Genomic DNA, 19,860 nt, shown 5'->3' with positions numbered 1-19,860 from the left:
TAATGAAAGTGTTAAGTATTGCGCATTCTGAAGTAGGAGGAGGAATTGAAACTGTTTTTAGGGTGAATAATTCAATTAATAGAGCAGATGTTAAATTGATAAAAGCTTTTCGTCCTACTGATAAGAAGAGTGCAGACATAAATTTAAAAACAATAAATGATTATAAGAATCCAGTTAAAAAACTTTTAGCCTACTTTTTTATTCCAAGTAACTATTTCAAAATAAGTAATTTTTTAAAACAAAACCCTGTTGATATTATACATATTCATAGTAATGTCTCACTTAGCTTAAGTGTTTTAGCAGCAATCAAAAATAATAAAGGTGATGCAAAGGTGATAAATACGTCTCATGGGTATGGTTTGATTTGTCCAATCTATAGTTGCTATAACTATAAAAAGAAGGCGCAATGCTATGATTGTGTTTTTTATGGAAAAGAACACAGAGTTATTAAAAATAAATGTGATAAAAGAGGGAGAATATTTTCAGTACTTAGGTTTATTGACTTTTTTTTAAGAAAAAAAATATCGGGAAATTATAATATGTTCGACTATATCATAACTCCAAGTGAACATTTAAAAAAAATTTTACTGAAATCGAGACATAATTTTAAAAATATAAAAGTTATTCCTAACCCTATAGAAATGGAAGAAAATTTAAGTGATTTAGACTCAAAACAAGATAAAATTTCCTACGTAGGTAGATTTAGCGAAGAGAAAAATGTTGGAATGTTAATTGATGCTTTTGCATTGGCAAAAGAAAAAAATCCTAATTTACATTTAAATATTTTAGGCGGTGGCCCAGAAAAGGATAACTACATAAAAAAAATAAAAGAACATAACCTACAAACTAGCATATTTGTATCTGAAAAATTTTTAGGTAGAGATGAATTGTTGGAAAAAATAACGAATTCAAAAATTTTAGTTTTGCCTTCAGCTATCCCTGAGACATTCGGCTTAGTTATTTTTGAAGGGATTAGATTAGGTTTAATACCTATATGTTTAGATATTGGTGCGCAATCGGAAAATATTAAAAAAATTGGGTTAGGTTTATTATATCAAAGGAATGACCCAGAGCAATTAGAGCTATCAATTACTAAAATAATAAGAAATTATGATGATGAAGTTCATAAAATAAAAGAAGCTAACAAAAAAATTGACAAAAATTTTTCCGTAGGTGTTTATCATCAGAATATAATTGAATTATATAGGAATGCAATATCATAGGTCGATCTGAAAAAAATTCGCATGAAGTGGCTTAATATATCATATGAAAGTTGGTTGTTATTTTGGTTCTTTTATCAATTATAATTCCTCATTACAATTCTACTGGATCTTTAGCTGTTTTATTGGATAGTATACCGAATATAGAGGAAATAGAAATTATTGTTGTTGATGACAAAAGTGACGTTCAAAAAATTGAGTTGCTAAAAAATAATAAAAAGTATGGTCATGTTCATTTTTTACGAAATGATAAAGAAAAAAGAAGCGCTGGTACTTGCCGTAACCTTGGAATTGAATACGCAAAAGGGAGATGGATACTCTTTGCAGATTCTGATGATTATTTCATTGAAGGCTTCTACAATATAATAAAAAAGTATTTCTTATCTGAATATGAGGTTGTATTCTTTACGCCTGTAAGCATAGAAAAAGATACAAATGAAGTTTCAAATAGACATCAGCATTTCCAACAAATAATAGATAATTATATAAAATACCAAGACTATAAATCTGAATTATACTTAAGGTATAGTTTTGATGTTCCATGGTCAAAATTAATTTCTAAAAAGTTTATTATTCAAAATGATATTGATTTTGATGAGGTCATAGCTTCGAACGATGTAATGTTTTCAGCAAAAGTAGGCTACTATATGAATTCTTATAAAGCATCAAAGGAAGTGATTTATTGCGTTACTAGAAATAGCGGTTCTTTAACTACTAATATTAGTGAAGAAATATTTGATTCTAGGTTAAAAGTATATATAGACTACAGAGATTTTCTTAAAACAAGAATAACTAAAAGACAATTTAAATTATTAAATATTAATGGATTGATAATGGTTATTAAAGCGATTAATTATAAGTTAGGATATAGTAAGGTTATATCTGTAGCCTTGACTTTAATAAAAAATAGATTTCTGTTATTTGATAGAAGATTTGTTAATCCTTTTTTTGTTGTTAAAAAGGTAATAAGTTTGTTTAAAGAAAATACAACTATGCAAAAATACTATTTTAAATAATTTACTAGTTTCTCTAAATAAGGTGATGTTTTTATGAATATACTTGTAATAAGTAGGTTTTCAAAAATGGGTGGCACTCGCACCTTCTATAATAACTTTGTAGAATATTGTATAGAAGAAGGTTATAAACCATATATTTTATTTGTTGCTAATGTAAGTCCTGAACAATTGAAGATATTAGAAAAAAACAATTTTTCTTATACTATCTTAAATAGTGATTCAAATATTAGCATATTTAATAGATATTACCAAAATATATTTATATTGTTTTTTGTAATAAAGAGTATTTTTAAGAAGAAAATCAATAAAGTTATTTTCACTCAGTGGGATTTAATTAGTGATTTGCCTTCTATTCTTCTTTTGTTTTTTAGAATAAAGGTGCGTTTTTTCGTTCATTCTGATGCGACTAAAACCAATCGTTTTAAAAAGTTATTTCAGTTAGTAAAATATTTTATTGCCAAAATGATAAAAGATAATTTAATCATTACAGTATCAAATTACAATAAAAAATTAATAGTAGAGAATTGGGCAATTAATAAAAAGAATGTGAAAGTATTGTATAATTTTTCAAGCATGCCTTTAGTTGGTAAAACAACTACTAGAGGTAATGAAAAAGTTATTTTAACCCTTGGTCATGTTAGAGAGTATAAAAACCCCGATTTATGGGTAAAAGTAGCAAGAGAAGTAAATAAGTACAAAAAAAACATAAAATTCCTATGGGCAGGTGATGGAGAACTTTTAAATTATTATATTTTAGAAACAAAAAATGATAGTAATATAGAGTTTATCGGTTTTAAAGAGAATGTAGCTGATTTATACAAAATTGCTTATTTGTATTTGCAGCTTAGTAAAAGAGAGACCCATGGTATTTCTGTATTAGATGCTATGAAAAATAGTATACCTTGCATTGTATCTAATAAAGGAGGGTTACCAGAGAGTGTAAGGGATAATTATTCAGGATTTGTGGTCGATATAGATAATGTAGAACAAATCTGTACTAGTATATTTGAACTTATAAATAATAATGAGAAAAGGGATTATATGGGGAGAAAAGCTTACGAAATATATGCAGAAAAATTCAGCAAACAGGTTTGGTATAAAAAATTAAAGGACTTTATGTGATAATGGGGTTACAGTAATGAACATTAAAATTAACAAAATATTATTAGTTCTATTATTCTCAATTATTATGGTTATAAGTAATCTGATGACAATCTATTATATTGATCCTGATAAGATTACAAATAAATGGATAATTTTATTGGCTGCCTGTGTTGTTATTTACCTTTTTTCGTTTAATAAATATTTGTGGAACATATTCAATCCAAGTAGGTTAAAATTACATTTGAAAAAAATTATATTCATTTTTACATGGGAACTATTTATATGTTTTATATTCTATTCCAAATACACTTTAAATGAATTTAATATGTTTGAGTTTCTGGTATATGCAGTTTTTGTCCCAATAATTTTTTTTACTTCAAATATTTATCAATACAAATTTAGTGTAATACTCTCTTTTATAATATCGTTAACTCCATTTTTATACCTAATTAGACCAAATAACCCAAATAATAACCTAGGGATTATATTATGTATTGCTGGAATATTGTTACTATCTCTTTTGAGAGCAAAAAAAATAAACAATAAATATATCTATATAAGTATGTTAGTATTTTTCTTATTTCTCTTTTTAACCCAATCCAGAACTGCAATCTTATCTTTTTTTGTTGTATCTACATTCTATTTTTTTAATGATATAATGAAAAGCAATACGTCATATATAATAATTGTAAAAAAAATTATTGCGCTTATAACTATATTATTTGGCATATTGTTGTCTTATTCATTTGTAATGAAAATGCTTATTTATAAATGGGGAGGCAGTCAAGATATAAGTTCTGGTAGATTTGAATTTTGGGGTAGTATCATAAATAATGGTGTAACATGGTTTGGTAAAGGCGAAAATTATTTTTTAGATTACAATTTACGAGATGCTCACAATATTTTTATTCAAGTACTAAGTGCATATGGGTTTATATCATTTGTCTTCTTTGTTGCGATAAGTATTTACATATTTACCAAGTCAATAAAACTCAAAAATTTAGAGTATATTAGTTTTTTTATTGGCTTTTATTTACTGGGGCAATTTGAAAACTTATTTTTTATTGATTCACGATTAATGGGAATACATATAGTTTATTTTGTGTATTTGGGGTGTTTAATGAACGAAAGAAAGTTAATTAAAAATTTTCAATGATAATATAGAATACAAAATAATAAATTGTAGAGGTATGTGTTTTGGAAATAAATCAAAGAAAAGCAGGAGTTGTACTTTCATATACGCTTACCATAGTAACTGCTTTGGTTGGCTTTATTTATATACCTATTTTAATACATTTTTTAGGGAAAGATGAGTATGGTTTATATCAACTAATGGGCTCTGTTTTAGTTTATTTAGGTTTATTTGACTTTGGTCTATCTAATACTGTAACTAGGTACTATTCAAAATATCTTGCTTTAAATGATGAAGAAAAAAAAGAAAATTTACTTGCTATCTCAGCAGTAATATATGCAACAATAACCTTTTTTTTACTTATAGTAGGAGTTGTATTTTATTTCTACTTAGATGCTATATTTGGAAATTCTCTAACTCAAACTGAGTTAGTAGACGCAAAAAAAATGTATATCATTATTTTGTTGACAGCTTCTGTTACTGTTTCGACATCTGTTTTTAATTCCATTATAAACGCGCATGAGAAGTTTATATTTTTAAGACTAGTGTCTATTATACAAACTGTTATTCGTCCTATTGTTGTTGTAACAGTTTTCACAATAGAAGCAAGTGCATTAGTTGTTGTAGTTATCCAAGCTTTAATTGTAGTTGCTGGTATTATTTTGAAAATTGGTTACTCAATTAAAAATCTTAAAGTGAAAATCAAGTTACATTTTTGGGATAAAAATCTTTTAAAAGAAATGCTTCGATATTCATTTTTTATTTTTATTACTGTCGTAATGGATCAAATTTTTTGGAGGTCAGATCAACTAATTTTAGGAGCTATTTTGGGAACTACAGCTGTCTCGGTTTATTCTATTGGCTCACAAATAGTTATGTATTATATGACTTTATCTACTTCAATGACCAGTGTTTTTTTACCGAATATTACAAAGGTTGTAACAAATCGAAATTCAGATATTCAGTTAACGAAAATTTTTATAAGAATTGGTAGACTACAATACATTTTATTAGGTACAGTATTAGTTGGATTTTTGTTATTTGGAAAAGAGTTCATTTATGTATGGGTTGGGGGCGGATTTAGTGAATCTTATTATATCACATTAATAATTTTAATTCCGTTTACTGTTGATTTAATTCAAAATATTGGTCTGGTAATACTACAAGCAAAGAATATGTATGGTTTTAGAGCAATTACTTTTTTTATTATGTCTTTACTAAATATAGTTATCTCAATCCCATTGGCCATTTACTATGGTGGAATAGGAACAGCTTTCGCAACGGGTGTTTCTTACCTAGTAGGCAATGTATTGGTAATGAACATTTATTATTATAAAAAAGTCAAACTAGATGTAATAAAGTTTTGGTCTGAGATATTTAAATTAAGTACTTCTTTCATCGCACTTTTTACAATTGGATTAGTTATAAAAAAAATAAATTTTAATTCAGAGTTGTTAACTTTAATTATTGAGTTATTTATATTTAGTATTGTATCAGTTATCCTACTATGGTTTTTTAGCTTAAATCAATATGAGAAAAAGTTGTTTATACGACCTTTAGAATTTTTTAAAAAATAATAATATGTGCTCTTAGACTGTTTGATTTTTTATAAGAGAACTATCTTAATAAATTAATCTATATAGCTTTTAAAACCTTATCTTATTGACAAAACTGGAGGAACTTTTCATGAAAATTGCAGTTGCAGGAACAGGGTATGTTGGTTTAGCAAATGCCATACTTTTAGCACAACATAATGAAGTGGTAGCACTTGATATTCTGCAAGAAAAGGTAGATATGATCAATAGTAAACAATCTCCTATTGTTGATGCAGAGATTGATCGTTTCCTTAAAGATAAGGAATTGAATTTACGTGCTACAACAGATATGGAAGAAGCCTATAAAGATGCAGACTATGTGGTGATTTCCACGCCGACAAATTATGATCCAGATAAGAATTACTTTGATACGTCAACCGTTGAATCGGTCATTCGCAATGTATTAGATACGAATCCGAATGCGGTAATGGTGATTAAGTCTACCGTACCTGTAGGTTATACGAAAGAGATTAGCATTAAATTTGCTACGAGCAATATTATCTTTTCCCCAGAATTTTTACGTGAAGGAAAGGCTTTATATGATAATTTACATCCTTCTCGCATTATTGTCGGGGAGCAGTCAGAACGTGCGAAAATCTTTGCGGATTTATTAGTTCAAGGTGCAGAAAAAGAAGATATTCCTGTCTTGTTTACCAGCTCAACAGAGGCAGAAGCAATTAAGTTGTTTGCTAATACATATTTGGCTATGCGTGTATCATTCTTTAATGAGCTTGATTCCTATGCAGAGGTACGTGGTCTGGATGCCAAGCAAATTATTGATGGTGTAGCACTTGATCCAAGAATTGGCGGGCATTATAATAACCCATCATTTGGTTATGGAGGGTATTGCTTGCCAAAGGATACAAAACAGTTGCTAGCAAACTATGAAGATGTACCAAATAATATTATCCATGCAATTGTAGAGGCAAATCGCACGCGAAAAGATCATGTTGCGAATATGGTATTAGATCGCAAGCCGAATGTCGTAGGTATTTATCGCTTGACGATGAAGACAGATTCAGACAATTTCCGTCATTCTGCGATTCAAGGCGTTATGAAACGGATTAAAGCAAAAGGCGTCGAAGTTATCGTTTACGAACCAGTATTGCAGGAAGAAACATTCTACAATTCTCGTGTCGTTAATGACTTAGAAGCGTTTAAAGAAGAAGCCGATGTGATTGTTGCGAACCGTTTAGATGATCACATTCGTGATATCGCTAATAAAGTATATACAAGAGACTTGTTTAGTAGAGATTAATCATCGACTCGTATGATGACAGTTTAGTTTAGACCTAATGACAGCCTTCGAGTTGTCATTAGGTCAATTGTGTTTGACGAACTATGGTATAATTTTAAAAAGGAATTTCATGTATGTATATAATAAAAGGAAGTAAATATTTTGCAGTGAGGGGTTTAAATGGAAATTTTTCAATATTTTATGAAGAATTCTAAAACTATAATAGCTATTATTAGCTTCTTACTAACTTTACGCATGTTTTTTATTGATTTCTTAAATAGATCTATGATTGTCAGAGTGTTGGAGGATAAAAACAAAAAAATGACAAACAATTTGTTTGAAAATATCATATTTTCTTTTTCATTTGCTTTGATTGTAACCTTGACTGGCTACCAAGTTAAAATAAACTATAATATTTCAGATGTGTTATTGATAATTATGGCATTTATTCTTTTTGTAACTCTTATAGTATTGATAGTGATGTTAATTATAAGTTCTTTTAGGAAAATAGGAAAATGTAAGCATATTATATATTGTGTGTCGTTATGTGTAATGAATTTTTTAGTGGCTGTAACAAGTGAAAATATAATGGAAGTAAAAGATTTACTTCCATTAGTACTGCTTTTTGGGTTCTTTTACCTCATGATTTTTACAAGTAATTTGTTAAACGGAAATGTTACTAGTACTAGTAATTGGGAAACCAATATTATCTTGAATTCTATAAACAGTAGGCTAAGTCAACTAGTATTGTTGTATAACTTGTCAAATGGTAAACAAATTTATGTTGAGAAAAAAGATATCGGAAAAAAAGAACACGAGTTACATACCTTTTATGTGTTTTACAAAACTGAAAAATATTTACAATGTTATACTTTATATGATGATGTCAAAGAAACAAATAAAAAAAAGAAAATTGGAAGCTACTAAGTATAATAGAAAAAAACAACCTTTTTTAGAAGAGCAAAAACAAGGAGTAATATAAAAATATGAATAAAAGGAGTTAAGCGTAAAAATACACACAATAATCTTAGGACATCTAGGTGGTAATATTCTAAAAGACAAGTGAATGTAAGCATAAAATATCCCCTTTCTAGGTAATAGGTGTGGGCTGTTTTATGCTTATAGACCTAATAACAGCCTCAGCGTTGTCATTAGGTCATTTGTATTTGACGAACTATGGTATACTTTTTAAGTAGGATTATAGTAGTTGTATATAACAAATTAATAACTGAAAATATAGAAAAGAAATGGATAGGTGAAAACAGATGAAACGAAGTGAACGCAAAAAATCTCGTAAGCTATGGCTAAAAATCCCGCTTGCGATTATCTTAATTCTTGTACTTGGCGGGGGTGCGTATGCATTTTCGATTTACAATAATGCAAAGTCGACTGTAAATGACAAAATTAATGAACCAGTAGATACCATTGATACAAAAGTAGCAAAGAAGAAAATTAAGGCGACAGAACCATTGAATATCTTGTTGCTTGGTGTCGATCAACGAGGCGGCGATCGTGGCCGTTCAGATGCATTAATGGTGCTTTCGTTAAATCCAAAAGAAGATACCATGCAATTGGTAAGCATACCACGTGATACAAGAACGACGATTGTTGGGAAAGGTGTCCAAGATAAGATTAATCACGCCTATGCTTTTGGTGGGGCGGATATGTCTGTAGCTACAGTGGAGAACTTCCTTGATATTGATTTAGATTACTATGTACGTATGAATATGGAAGGTTTAGAGGAACTTGTCGATCAATTAGGAACGATTCATGTCGATAATGAAGTTGAATGGGATGACGGCAATTATCACTTTACCAAAGGGCCTGTAGAAATGGATGGCGATAAAACGACGCATTTTGTCCGTATGCGTAAGCAAGACCCAGCAGGTGATTTCGGACGTACAGAACGACAACGCAAAGTAATTGAAGGAATTATTAATAAGGGTGCAAGCGTTGGCTCTGTGAATAAAATTAATGGCGTAATTGATGTACTAGGTAACAACATGGCAACAAATATGGATTTTGATGATATGCAAGATTTGTTATTCGGGTATAAGGACGTACGAAAAAATGTGAACAGCTACATGATGCAAGGAAGCGGCACGAACATTGGCGGTATTTATTATTATCAAGTCCCAGCTGAAGAAGTTGCTAAAGTTCATGATATGATAGCAGGAGTTTAGGATCAAATGAAGTAATGGTAGTCGAAGGTCATATTCGATGAACGGCTTTCCCTCTTTCATAAACGCAAGTTAAGACAATGAAGGAATGCAACATGTTGATAAACAACAGGGAGACATAGATATACGCGGGAGACGAATAGGAAAGAGAGAACAACGTTGAAAAAGACAATGAAACCGCATTGGGTGTTGGCAATGGCGTTAGGTTCGTCCGTTGGTTGGGGGGCATTTGTACAACCAACCAACTGGATGGGGCAAGCAGGCCCACTTGGTGTGGTTATTGGAATGGTTATTGGCGCCTTATTGATGATGGTGATTTCTGTAAGTTATGGTTTTTTGATTAAGCACTACCCTGTTTCGGGTGGTGGATTTGCTTATGCATTTATCGGTTTAGGGCGAACGCATGCTTTTATAAGTGGATGGTTTCTTACGTTAGGGTATATATGTATTGTTGCATTAAATGCATTTGCGTTAGCATTAATGTTTAAATATGTATTTCCTTCTTTTGTACAAACGTATAAATTGTATGAAATAGGCGGTTGGGATGTGTATGTTACCGAAATTCTTATTGCCACGACCGCCTTACTTGTTTTTGCCTATTTTAATATCCGTGGAACAGGATTGACTGGTAGCGCACAGTTTATCTTCTGTTTTGTTATGATTACAAGTATCCTTGTTGTATTTAGCATGTCACCAATATCTGGTTTCGAAAATAGCCTGTATTTCACCCGGAATTAAGTTCTTTTGGAGCCATCATTTCTATTGTCACCATTGCTCCATGGGCGTATGTAGGGTTTGATAATGTGCCACAGGTTGCAGAAGAGTTTAATTTTTCATTCAAGAAAGCGTTCGTGCTGATTATTTTTGCTTTGACTGCTGCGGCATTCATTTATAGCCTTATGGTAATAACCACTGCCATGCCAATGCCTTGGCTAGATGTTGTTAACGGACAACTTATTTGGGGGAAAGGAGCTGTTATTAAGCAGGAACTTCGTGTCATAGGTCTGATTATTTTAACAGTTGCGCTAAGTATGGGAATATTTACTGGCTTAAATGGATTTATGATTTCGACAAGTCGTTTATTATTTTCGATGTATCGTGCCAAGAGATTACCTCAAATATTCTCAAAGCTGCATCCGAAGTACCAAACACCATATGCAGGAATCATTTTCACCGTCATCATTGCTATGCTAGCTCCGTGCCATGGTTTGGTCGTGAAGTATTGCTATGGGTGGTAGATATGTCTTCTTAGGCGTGTCCATCGCATATTTTTACACCTGTTTCACAGCTTATTCTTTATTACAATGGTCAAATAAAGCAAGAGATCCTCAGAAACAGGTAGCCCCAGTAAAAAAATTGTTTGCTTTAACAGGTGCATTATTTAGTTTGGTATTTATTGGATTATTATTAGCGCCAGGTTCGCCGGCATTTTTGGGGATAGAATCTAGAGTAGCACTAGTCATTTGGATTGTACTTGGATTAAGCTTTTATCTACTGAAGCGAAAAGAATATCATGCGATACCTGAGACGGAATTAAGATATTTGGTGCTAGGGGAAGAAAACGAAAGAAAAATAAATGTAGGAAGATGAGTGTTTGAACAGAGGTTTGTTTGATAACATGATTGTTTTTGGAAATATAGTGCTGTAAGACTCCCATTTCAAGAATGGGAAGGTTGAGCTTGTAAAATAACTGATCTAAATCTCGCGTTCAGAGGCCTTTGTGCCATATCCTTGTGTTACTAACAATCAGGGAAGATGAAAACACATTGCTTGACGATTCACTTATTCACTTTAGTACGGATAGGGGATTAAAATGGATGTATTGCATATTTATTATCTAGTCTCCGAGAAATAAGTATCTAAAGCTCATCGTTTATAGCCAAGGTAACTTGACAAAAAACCTCTATGGATGAGCTTGATGCTATGTTAAAAGGTGTCACTTGTCTTTACTTTTAAAAAGACCTCCCGATACTAAAAGAGAGGGGAGGAACAAAAGTGACGATTCATAGTAATGAAATGCGAGTTAGTGTACCTTTTTTTACAAAATCTATTCCAGCTGCTTCTCATACTAATTTATCCAATACCAAGCAAGACGGTGTGTATATTAGCAGTCAGTCGCTCCAATTATTCAATGGTAGTAAGGGACAACAGAAGAATTCCCTAATCGAAAACTTGATGAAACATCGTGAATCTCTAGTGGAGATGAAGCAGAATTTGACGGAGAAAACACTTGAAGCTGGAAAAGATATTACAAGCATTCAAGAGCAGTTGAAGGAATTTGAGAAGCAAATTGCTGAACTTGACAGTAAAATTGTTAAACAGCAGATGAAAGAGCAAGAGAAAGCACTTGGGAAGGAAAAAGATGTAAAGAAGAATGAGACTCCACAATCGGAGGAAGAACAGTTATTTACCCAAGCCTTTGCGTTAGATCAAACGCAAAAAATGAATCATGTTTTCAAAGGGCTAGAGCGGGAAAAAACCACGCTTGAAAGCGAAATGAAGCTAGATGCAAATAGAGGAATTTATAGTGAAAGAAAGCAAGAAAAATTAATAAAGTTAGAAGAGAAGCTCCAAACGATTCAAGAACAAATAAAGGAAAATGGGGAGCAATCAACGGAAGAAAAGAACAATGGTTTTAGTGTATCTGTTTAATGGTTGTATGCATTATTTCCCGTATAGATAGGTGAAATGTTTCTTGAAACAGCGATGAAAAGGAATATGAACATACTAGCTCATTCGTAATTTATACAGCTTTTTCCAATCCTCTATGGGGAAAGCTGTAGCTATTAATTAACGTGACGTATGAAATCCTCTGCTAACCATGAGTTTTTATGTTATTCCTCACGCTTATTTTACGCAAATAAAAGCATTTTTGTACGTACTTAAATGGGCATTTATAATTTTTTATTAGACCATCCTAAATATGAAATAAAGTGAACAATTGATTGGACAAGTTTCAAATACAATCGCTTTATAATTATATTATCAACTAGTATACCTAACATATAGTTAAGAGTTTCTCCAAAAATAACAGTGATAAGTAAAAACTGATTCCAGCTAAAGCATATCTAAATAGGTTTTGCGCTTCTACCATTTGAAATTCAAAATAACTTCTATACTCTAAAAAACAGCAATTGTATAATTTATGAACCTTATTCCTTTTAGTTTATCTAATAAGGTAGACAAAGTAGCTCTAGATTAAGAAAAATAGGAGTGAAATTATATAAATAACAAATAAGTCTACAATAGGTGAGATTGCCTCCTGTCTAAAAGCATTGCTTGGATTAATGATAAAGCCAAAGATAAAGAATAAGGAAAAAAGTACGATTGGCGAAACTACCGCTACTAAAACTCTACTCATAAAAATACCTCCTTCTTTTAGACAAAATAACATAAGCAAAAAGAAAATAAGTAAATGCTTCCAATTTCTTGTTTTATTTGAAATAAAACAAGAAATTTTTGTTACAAGAGGAAATAATTATTGATGAACTAGCGATAAATTCTAATATAAAAAGTAGAGAGCTATCTTCCCCACTGACACATATTTTCCTGTTTGAAGAAAATCAACAAATTATTAGTGTAATTCAGCTCAGAAAACACGCTAAAATCAGATTATTTTACCAATATGATTTTTCTGAATTAATGGTATAATATAACTAGAAAGGTTATTAGTTTAAGGATAGCGGGTGAATCTAGTGCATATTGGCTCATTTATTAAATTGCACCGATTGAAATGCAAGATGACACAAGAAGAATTATCGGAGGGTATCGTTTCCTTGTCCTATCTATCAAAAATAGAGAATCAAAAGACGAATGCAAGTCCTGAAATTCTCCAGTTACTCTGTGATCGATTAGGGATTGAAATTTCGGAAGATACAGATATAGAAGAGAAGTGTAAACAGAAAAACAGCTATAAGTCATTGACAATAAACCTTATCGGGCATATGATGTGACTAACGAAATTTTCAGATAATTCAGGAGTGCAATAACCTACTGGCGGGATATTTAGTTTATAGTTCTAGTAATACGAATATAGGGATCTAACACTTGGGTTTAATATTATAAGGAACAAGCTAGTTTATTAAAGGTAAAGGAGATAGAGGACATGAATGAAATGAAGATTGATGCACTAGCTCAACCATTAGGTGGACTACTTACAGGAGCATACGAACTTCCTAACACACCCGGGGAACCACAATATATAATGTTTGGATGTGATTCAGGAAATTTAAGTAACATCGCCAGGCTAAAAAATAATAATTATGGCATGCCAATGGAGTTACCAGGGGCGGGAGGGGATGTCGACAGAGAAGAGGCTAGGCTTAAGGCATATGCAGAGGCGCTTGAAAGGTACTGTAATGCTGTTTATACAGAAGATCAATTTATTTTTGCTACGGCCAATGAGTTGGGAGAAGAAGCATTAAATCTAGATACAGTCCCGATATGTTCTGAACAAGAATTAGCCAGTCCATATTGTCCAGTAAGAAAACCAGATAAAAATGAGAAAATTCGTTGGGTAAAAGGAATGTCCTTAACTCAAGAGCGACCTATATGGATTCCAGCAATTATGGCTTATTTATTCATCCCCTTTAAAAGTCGTGCAGAAGAGTTCTATTTACCAATCTCAACTGGAACCGCAACTCATACAACATATAATCAAGCTATAATAAATGGAATCAATGAAGTCATAGAGCGGGATGCAATTTCATTAACATGGTTACATAAAATCTCATGGCGGAGAATACAGGTAGATTATAATAAATTACCAAAATGGGCCCAAAAGTTCTATGTGCAAAATGAAAAAATTGATTATCTTAAAACATATTATTTAGATGCTACAACTGATATTGGTGTACCGACAATTTATTCAATCCAGTTCTCTCCATACAATGATAAAATTTCAACCATCGTCATGTGTACTACAGACTTAGACCCTTTAAAAGCTTATACAAAAATTACCCGTGAAACAGCTTCAGTAAAGTATGCATTACAAAATAGGTTCCCCAAAACATCAAATATAGATCATTTTAGGGATGTCTTTGATGGTGCTCTTTATATGGGGAAACCAGATAAAATGAAAGAGTTTGATTTTTTAACTAGTTCGAGGGAAGAGATTAATTTATTAGATATGAAGAATTTATCGAAAGAATCTTCAGCTATGGAGCTATCCTTTTTAATTAACAAACTAAAAGAAAAAAATTTAGAGGTTTTTGTAGTGGATCTTACTACAGATGAGGCGCTTAGGTGTGGATTTAGAACTGTCAAGGTTATTATACCAGGGTTACAGCCCTTATCCTTTGTGCACAGAGCAAGATACTTGGGGCATAATAGAGTATACGATGCAGCAATAAATTTAGGACTTGGGGATAGAAAAGAGTCTTCAATAAATTCGAATCCGAGTCCATTTGCATAGGAGGCATTTAGATGAATATTCATATGTTTACTAATGGTCCCTTATCTAAAGAAGTATCTCAAATATTGAAAAAAAATATTTCAACAACTACTTCAATCGAGATAAGTGAAGCAATTATTTTAAATAATCCAGACTTAGAAGCAGCGGAGTTAATAGTAGTTATATCAGATAACCCTTGCGTGTCCTTTTGTAAGAAAATAAGCGATTATAGTTACAAAGAAAAAAAGATATTTGTTCCAATTATAATTGATCAGCCTAATGTAATTATTGGACCCATTTGGAGAAGTGCAGAAGACGCTTGTTATCATTGTTATATTGATCGAATATTGCAGCATTCACCAGTTTCTCAAGTATTAAAAGAGGTGTGGCAATTTTATGATCACAATCTCCAAACATTTTCTACCGGTTATCACCCATCAGAACCTAGTTTTTTAGCATCCTGGTTATTAGGTAATTTATCCAATTGTTTCTCAGATGTTCGTGGACAAGTTATACAACTAAACTTAGTAACAAGAGAACCAATTTCATCCCAGGTGATAGGAGTACATGGATGTCCAAGGTGTGGTTTAGGAAGAGAAGAAAAAACAAGAGGGTATATTCATATTCAAGAGGAATTATTTAATTAAATAAAGGATGAGATGAATTTGAAAACAATACAAAAAATAGCGGCAAAGGATATCGGTAAGGCAGTAAGACATGACCCGCAGTTTCAGCTCCCAAAACTTCCTTATTTTCCAACGAATACAGTACAAGTACCTATCGAAAATGGAGTGATTTTTGATGGGGTCAATCAAAAGCAAGTTTTAAGGGGGAGGTTGACGAAAGAATTTTTGCCCACATTATTAAAACAATTAGATGGTAAAAAAACACTGGAAGATTTGGAACATATTTTACCTGAGCACACGGTAGAAACGAAGTATGATGCCATAGCATTGTTATATAGTCGCGGTCTTATACAAGGCAGACAAAATAATCAGCAGGATACAGCATTAAGTAAATATTTCGAGCGACACTTGGATCAGACACGTTTTAATACAACTGCGGCAGAGGCAATGGAAATCTTGAAAAGTACAGAATTAATCATTCATTCAACGGATAGTGACATAGAGGAATATTTGGAGGAGTTAGCTAAATATCCAATTCGATATAGACAGTACACTGAATATACGGACACTAGTGATGTTGAGGGCATGAGTAGAATTGGTATAGGTATTTGTAATAATATCGAAGACCTTGATCAATTCATGGAATTTGATAAACAAATGAGAAAGCGGGAGATTCCATGGATTCTGATTGTAAATAACAGTCCATATGTGTTTATAGGGCCGTACTTTTGCAAGAAGGACTCTCTTTGCTTTCATTGTTACTTAAACCAAATCAATATAGAAAAGGATCACACGAATTCAAATGAAAATATTCATTTTATGTCAGCAAGCGCTTCAACAGTTATCATCGATCTCATAAATTTTATCAGCAGAATATCCCCTTCGAAAATTCACCAAGGCGTAAAGATCATTAATATTAAGCACCTCACCGGAGAATTTCATTATATCGTTAAACAACCTTATTGTGAACAATGCGACGTAAAAAAAGGGTCGCCAGCTATATTTAATAAAATTATAGAGTTGGAAAGTAAAATAGCTTTTCCTCCTCCCGACTTATTGAATCCAAAGGACCATCAAAATCATTATAAAACTAGTAACTTAGCGCTTGCTAAAGAGTCTAAGGGGTATTATAGTGCTCCGAAAAGACCTTTAAAAAATAATGAAAAATTGCCTGATTTAAATTCCACACGAGAAAAAAATACCTATTCTACAGACAATCTAGCGAAGTTATTTCTTTATACAGTTGGATTTAATAGAGAAAGTGTAGAGTATAAAGAAGGTAAAGCAAAACGTTGGACGCCTACTGGGGGGAATCTCGGATCAGAAAATGTCTACTTTGTTAATAAAAGAATAGAAGATTTAGGAATTGGAACATATTTCTATCAAGAATCTAATCATTGTTTGGCTACATTACCAAATCATGTAATAGATGAATTAGAGACTCATTGCACTGAGGATATGTCGAACACATTGGGATATGTTATTTTAACTGGAGATTTTTCAAAGGTTGCGCAAAAATACTATGATTTTGCATATAAAGTTATACATTTTGATGCGGGAGTTGCATTAACACAATTTCGAACTGTCGCTCACTATCTAAATTTAGGGGTAGGGGAGATTCATGTCAATGAAGAAAAGGTGGGACAGGCCCTAGGGATTGATAATTTAAATGAAATTATAACTGTTGTATTAACAATTAAGGTGGGTGATAAAAATGATCACATTTAAAGGTACTGCTCCAGAACAGATAGTTGGAGATATTATAAATAAAAGTATGATAAAGGTAGATCCAACTAAAACAAAGCAAGAGTTTGATCGTACAAGCATTTTACATCTGGCTGAAGAGGGAACGTCCATTGAGGATATATTATCAAAAAGACGGTCTGTACGATTCTTTAATGAAAAACCAGTAAAGTTACACGATCTTTTAAATATTTTATACAACAATTATCATTTTATCTCTAATAGTTTTAAAAACCCAAATATGTTTGATCAATATGTACTCATAAGGAATACAGATGATAAAAGTATCTCCAATAATCATATTTACTTATATGATGTAAATTCTAAATCTATAATAAAAAAAGAGGAAGTAGAAGAGGAAAAAATACAAAAGTTATTTCTGCAAAAAGAGTTTTCAGAAGCTCCAGCCAACATAGTATTAGTTGCAAAATTAGAGGAATTTCTAAAGGAAAGTAGCCCATCTTTGAGAGGCTATAAGGATATGTTAATTCAATCCGGGAGCATTCTTTATTATTCTTGGCTGTATAGCCTATCTTTAGGTTATGAAGGAACGGTTTATGCTGGGTTTAATCCTAGATTATTCTACCAAATTAGTGGTATTGATGGATACCGGCAGTACCAAGTACTAGCATTTGCATTTGGATATACTGTGTAAGTTTACCAAATTTATCATAAAAAACCTTAAAATGTACATCCATGAATTTAACTATATATATTGAAAAACATTGAAAATACTTAGTGAAGGGAGGGAGGGAAATGGAAAAGATAGTTGACGAAAAATTAAAGTTAGAGCTTTATGCCGAAGAGTTACCGGACTTATCCCAATATTCAGCTGTTTCACCATCAACAGCATCAACCAACTCAACAATATCTAGTGCATCTTGTCCAGGTACAACAATGAGTACGCAATCCAGTGCAGCATCTTTAAGCTGGTAATAACAAGTTGTTGTGTGAATTAGATGTAAGATGGGAGGTGTTTAGGATGAATGATAAGATAAAAAAGGAATTAGATTTAGAACTATTTGCTGAGGAGCTTCCAGAAAAAATAAACTATACTGGAATAGCTAGTTGTTGGGGGTCCGCGGCTAGTTTTGCTTGTTTTAGTTGTCCAGCGACAGCATCATGTGCATCAACTGGAGCCTGTGCTAGCGGATAATAGATGAACTTAAATTGAGGAGGATGTATAAAATGTCGTATACCAACAAAGATATGAATGGAGAGAAGGTCGAAAAACTAACGCTCTATGCCGAGGAATTGCCAGAATCCATTAATTATACAGGCGTAGCTGCAACGGTTGCGTGTGCCTTCTGTGCAGCGTGTGCAGGATCATCTTTCAGTACAGGAAGTTCGTACTCAACCGCTGGTTAAATAGTAGAGGGGAGATTTTTGATCTTCCCTTTTATCTAAATATTAAGGAGGTGAACCTATATGCTTCACGAGCATGAAGTATCTAATGAAACTAAGAAAACCATGAATCAATTAATGATTAATCCGGATGTGACTCTCATCCATAATGGTAACGAGTACTTGTTATATTCAAAAGTTGCAAAGAAGTATTATCAAATTGGAAATTCCGCCGTTGAATTATTTAGGTTGTTAGAAAAGCAATGCTCGACGGCTGAAGAACTTGTAACTCAATTTTGTGAAAAACATGACAAATATAATGATGTGCAAGTTGAGAAACAATTACATTTATTTATTAAACAGCTTGTTGGAAAGGGCTTAATTGTATACAAGGGATTTGAAACAACAAACGAAATTCATTCAAAAGGAGAAAAAAGCTCTAAGTTTCGCGTAGTCAAATTAGGTACCTATAAAATCAATAACATGATGGACTTATTCTTTAAAAGAAAGAATAGAGAGGCCAAAAGCCCTAGTAAGATCACGCTGTACTTTATTGGTGTTTTATTTATAGTTTTACTCTCGTACTTAATATACGCTTTCTTCAATTTTAATCCTGAAATTCGCCCTCCCAGTGCTTCGTTACTGTTTTATATAGCGCCTTGGATTTTGATGCATTTACTGTTACATGAGTTATCGCATGCATTTACTTGTAAGGTACTTGGAGGAGATATTAGGGAGATAGGTGTGGGGTTATTATATTATATTCTTCCAGTTGCATATTTAGATTTAACAGATACATATAAGTTGCCTCGGAAATCGAGAGCAATTATTTCGATAGCTGGTCCACTTTTTGATCTCATTTCTTTATCGATAACGGTCACAATTATTATGACACAAGGTGGTCAGCTACAGGATATAGCATATTATATTATGGGGATTCAAATCTTTGTTTTTTTAATAAATACAAATTTATTGCTTCCGAGTGACTTATATCGGTTTATTGAAAGTTTAACGAAAGATATGAATTTAAGAAGAAATAGCTTTCAATATTTGAAATCTATTTTGTTGAATAAAGAAAAACCACAATATCTAAATAGTATGTCAAAGAGAAAAGAAGTTATATATATAAGTTATTCAGTAGTAGCTTCATTGTATTTGATGGTTTTTATAAGTACTTTATTATTATTTTATGTTACTAGTATAAGTAAGAATTTATTTTGAGAATCTTTTGAGAAAGTTATAATTTTTATGCTGAAATTGTTTCCTCTCAT

At 31.9% G+C, this 19,860-nt stretch carries 19 protein-coding genes and 1 pseudogene; 19 read left to right on the top strand and 1 reads right to left on the bottom strand.

The genetic code is table 11. The features are described 5' to 3' along the window. The first annotated feature begins 2 nt into the window (after nt 1–2). From B2C77_RS16675 to B2C77_RS16630, 10 genes and pseudogenes are all read left to right on the top strand, one after another. Entirely contained in the window at nt 3–1,223 is a 1,221-nt protein-coding gene (locus B2C77_RS16675) for a glycosyltransferase family 4 protein (RefSeq protein ID WP_077706063.1), read from the top strand. 50 nt (nt 1,224–1,273) lie between these two features. Then, nucleotides 1,274–2,236, top strand: coding sequence for a glycosyltransferase family 2 protein (locus tag B2C77_RS16670; protein WP_077706062.1), 963 nt, complete (start codon nt 1,274–1,276; stop codon nt 2,234–2,236). A gap of 33 nt (nt 2,237–2,269) precedes the next feature. Further along, the gene (locus tag B2C77_RS16665) at nt 2,270–3,358 is read left to right on the top strand and encodes a glycosyltransferase family 4 protein (RefSeq protein ID WP_077706061.1); all 1,089 of its coding nucleotides are present in this window, start codon (nt 2,270–2,272) and stop codon (nt 3,356–3,358) included. Nucleotides 3,359–3,374: 16 nt separating this feature from the next. Beyond that, nucleotides 3,375–4,496: an O-antigen ligase family protein gene (locus B2C77_RS16660; RefSeq protein ID WP_077706060.1), complete on the top strand. Its 1,122-nt coding sequence runs from the start codon at nt 3,375–3,377 to the stop codon at nt 4,494–4,496. Between the two features lie 41 nt (nt 4,497–4,537). Continuing rightward, the gene (locus B2C77_RS16655; RefSeq protein ID WP_077706059.1) at nt 4,538–6,049 is read left to right on the top strand and encodes an oligosaccharide flippase family protein; all 1,512 of its coding nucleotides are present in this window, start codon (nt 4,538–4,540) and stop codon (nt 6,047–6,049) included. Between the two features lie 109 nt (nt 6,050–6,158). Next, complete coding sequence (locus B2C77_RS16650) at nt 6,159–7,325, top strand: nucleotide sugar dehydrogenase (RefSeq protein ID WP_077706058.1); 1,167 nt, start codon at nt 6,159–6,161, stop codon at nt 7,323–7,325. A gap of 159 nt (nt 7,326–7,484) precedes the next feature. Further along, nucleotides 7,485–8,231 carry a hypothetical protein gene (locus tag B2C77_RS16645; RefSeq protein WP_077706057.1) on the top strand — a complete coding sequence of 249 codons (747 nt, stop codon included), beginning with the start codon at nt 7,485–7,487 and terminating at the stop codon, nt 8,229–8,231. A 338-nt stretch (nt 8,232–8,569) separates the two neighbouring features. Further along, the gene (locus tag B2C77_RS16640) at nt 8,570–9,487 is read left to right on the top strand and encodes an LCP family glycopolymer transferase (protein WP_077706056.1); all 918 of its coding nucleotides are present in this window, start codon (nt 8,570–8,572) and stop codon (nt 9,485–9,487) included. Nucleotides 9,488–9,655: 168 nt separating this feature from the next. Next, nucleotides 9,656–11,074, top strand: a pseudogene (locus B2C77_RS16635) (APC family permease). 405 nt (nt 11,075–11,479) lie between these two features. Then, the gene (locus B2C77_RS16630) at nt 11,480–12,136 is read left to right on the top strand and encodes a hypothetical protein (RefSeq protein WP_077706055.1); all 657 of its coding nucleotides are present in this window, start codon (nt 11,480–11,482) and stop codon (nt 12,134–12,136) included. A gap of 541 nt (nt 12,137–12,677) precedes the next feature. On the opposite strand, the gene B2C77_RS21780 is transcribed toward B2C77_RS16630, so the two are convergent. Further along, the gene (locus B2C77_RS21780) at nt 12,678–12,845 is read right to left on the bottom strand and encodes a hypothetical protein (RefSeq protein ID WP_176087357.1); all 168 of its coding nucleotides are present in this window, start codon (nt 12,843–12,845) and stop codon (nt 12,678–12,680) included. 325 nt (nt 12,846–13,170) lie between these two features. Between B2C77_RS21780 and B2C77_RS22645 the strand changes: the two genes are divergently transcribed. The 9 genes from B2C77_RS22645 (at nt 13,171) to B2C77_RS16585 (ending at nt 19,810) form a co-directional block, all read left to right on the top strand. Then, entirely contained in the window at nt 13,171–13,437 is a 267-nt protein-coding gene (locus B2C77_RS22645) for a helix-turn-helix domain-containing protein (RefSeq protein ID WP_438272965.1), read from the top strand. A gap of 152 nt (nt 13,438–13,589) precedes the next feature. After that, complete coding sequence (locus tag B2C77_RS16615) at nt 13,590–14,897, top strand: YcaO-like family protein (RefSeq protein WP_077706053.1); 1,308 nt, start codon at nt 13,590–13,592, stop codon at nt 14,895–14,897. An 11-nt stretch (nt 14,898–14,908) separates the two neighbouring features. Continuing rightward, nucleotides 14,909–15,523, top strand: a complete 615-nt coding sequence (locus tag B2C77_RS16610) for a hypothetical protein (RefSeq protein ID WP_077706052.1) — start codon at nt 14,909–14,911, stop codon at nt 15,521–15,523. Nucleotides 15,524–15,541: 18 nt separating this feature from the next. Next, on the top strand, nt 15,542–17,230 hold the full coding sequence (locus B2C77_RS16605) for a SagB family peptide dehydrogenase (RefSeq protein WP_176087356.1): 1,689 nt from the start codon (nt 15,542–15,544) through the stop codon (nt 17,228–17,230). Then, a complete protein-coding gene (locus B2C77_RS16600) occupies nt 17,217–17,900 on the top strand; it encodes a nitroreductase family protein (protein WP_077706050.1) in 684 nt (227 codons plus the stop codon). Before B2C77_RS16605 ends, B2C77_RS16600 begins: the two co-directional genes overlap by 14 nt. 101 nt (nt 17,901–18,001) lie before the next feature. Next, nucleotides 18,002–18,181: a thiocillin family RiPP gene (locus B2C77_RS16595; RefSeq protein WP_077706049.1), complete on the top strand. Its 180-nt coding sequence runs from the start codon at nt 18,002–18,004 to the stop codon at nt 18,179–18,181. Nucleotides 18,182–18,227: 46 nt separating this feature from the next. Further along, nucleotides 18,228–18,401, top strand: coding sequence for a hypothetical protein (locus tag B2C77_RS21775; RefSeq protein WP_176087355.1), 174 nt, complete (start codon nt 18,228–18,230; stop codon nt 18,399–18,401). 32 nt (nt 18,402–18,433) lie between these two features. Further along, nucleotides 18,434–18,613 carry a thiocillin family RiPP gene (locus B2C77_RS16590; RefSeq protein WP_077706048.1) on the top strand — a complete coding sequence of 60 codons (180 nt, stop codon included), beginning with the start codon at nt 18,434–18,436 and terminating at the stop codon, nt 18,611–18,613. 60 nt (nt 18,614–18,673) lie between these two features. After that, entirely contained in the window at nt 18,674–19,810 is a 1,137-nt protein-coding gene (locus B2C77_RS16585; protein WP_077706047.1) for a PqqD family peptide modification chaperone, read from the top strand. The last annotated feature ends 50 nt before the right edge of the window (nt 19,811–19,860 follow it).

This window comes from Virgibacillus dokdonensis, from assembly GCF_900166595.1.
Lineage (GTDB): Bacteria > Bacillota > Bacilli > Bacillales > Amphibacillaceae > Virgibacillus > Virgibacillus dokdonensis.
Note: the sequence above shows the minus strand (reverse complement) of the source record. Positions and strands in the feature narration are given on the sequence as shown.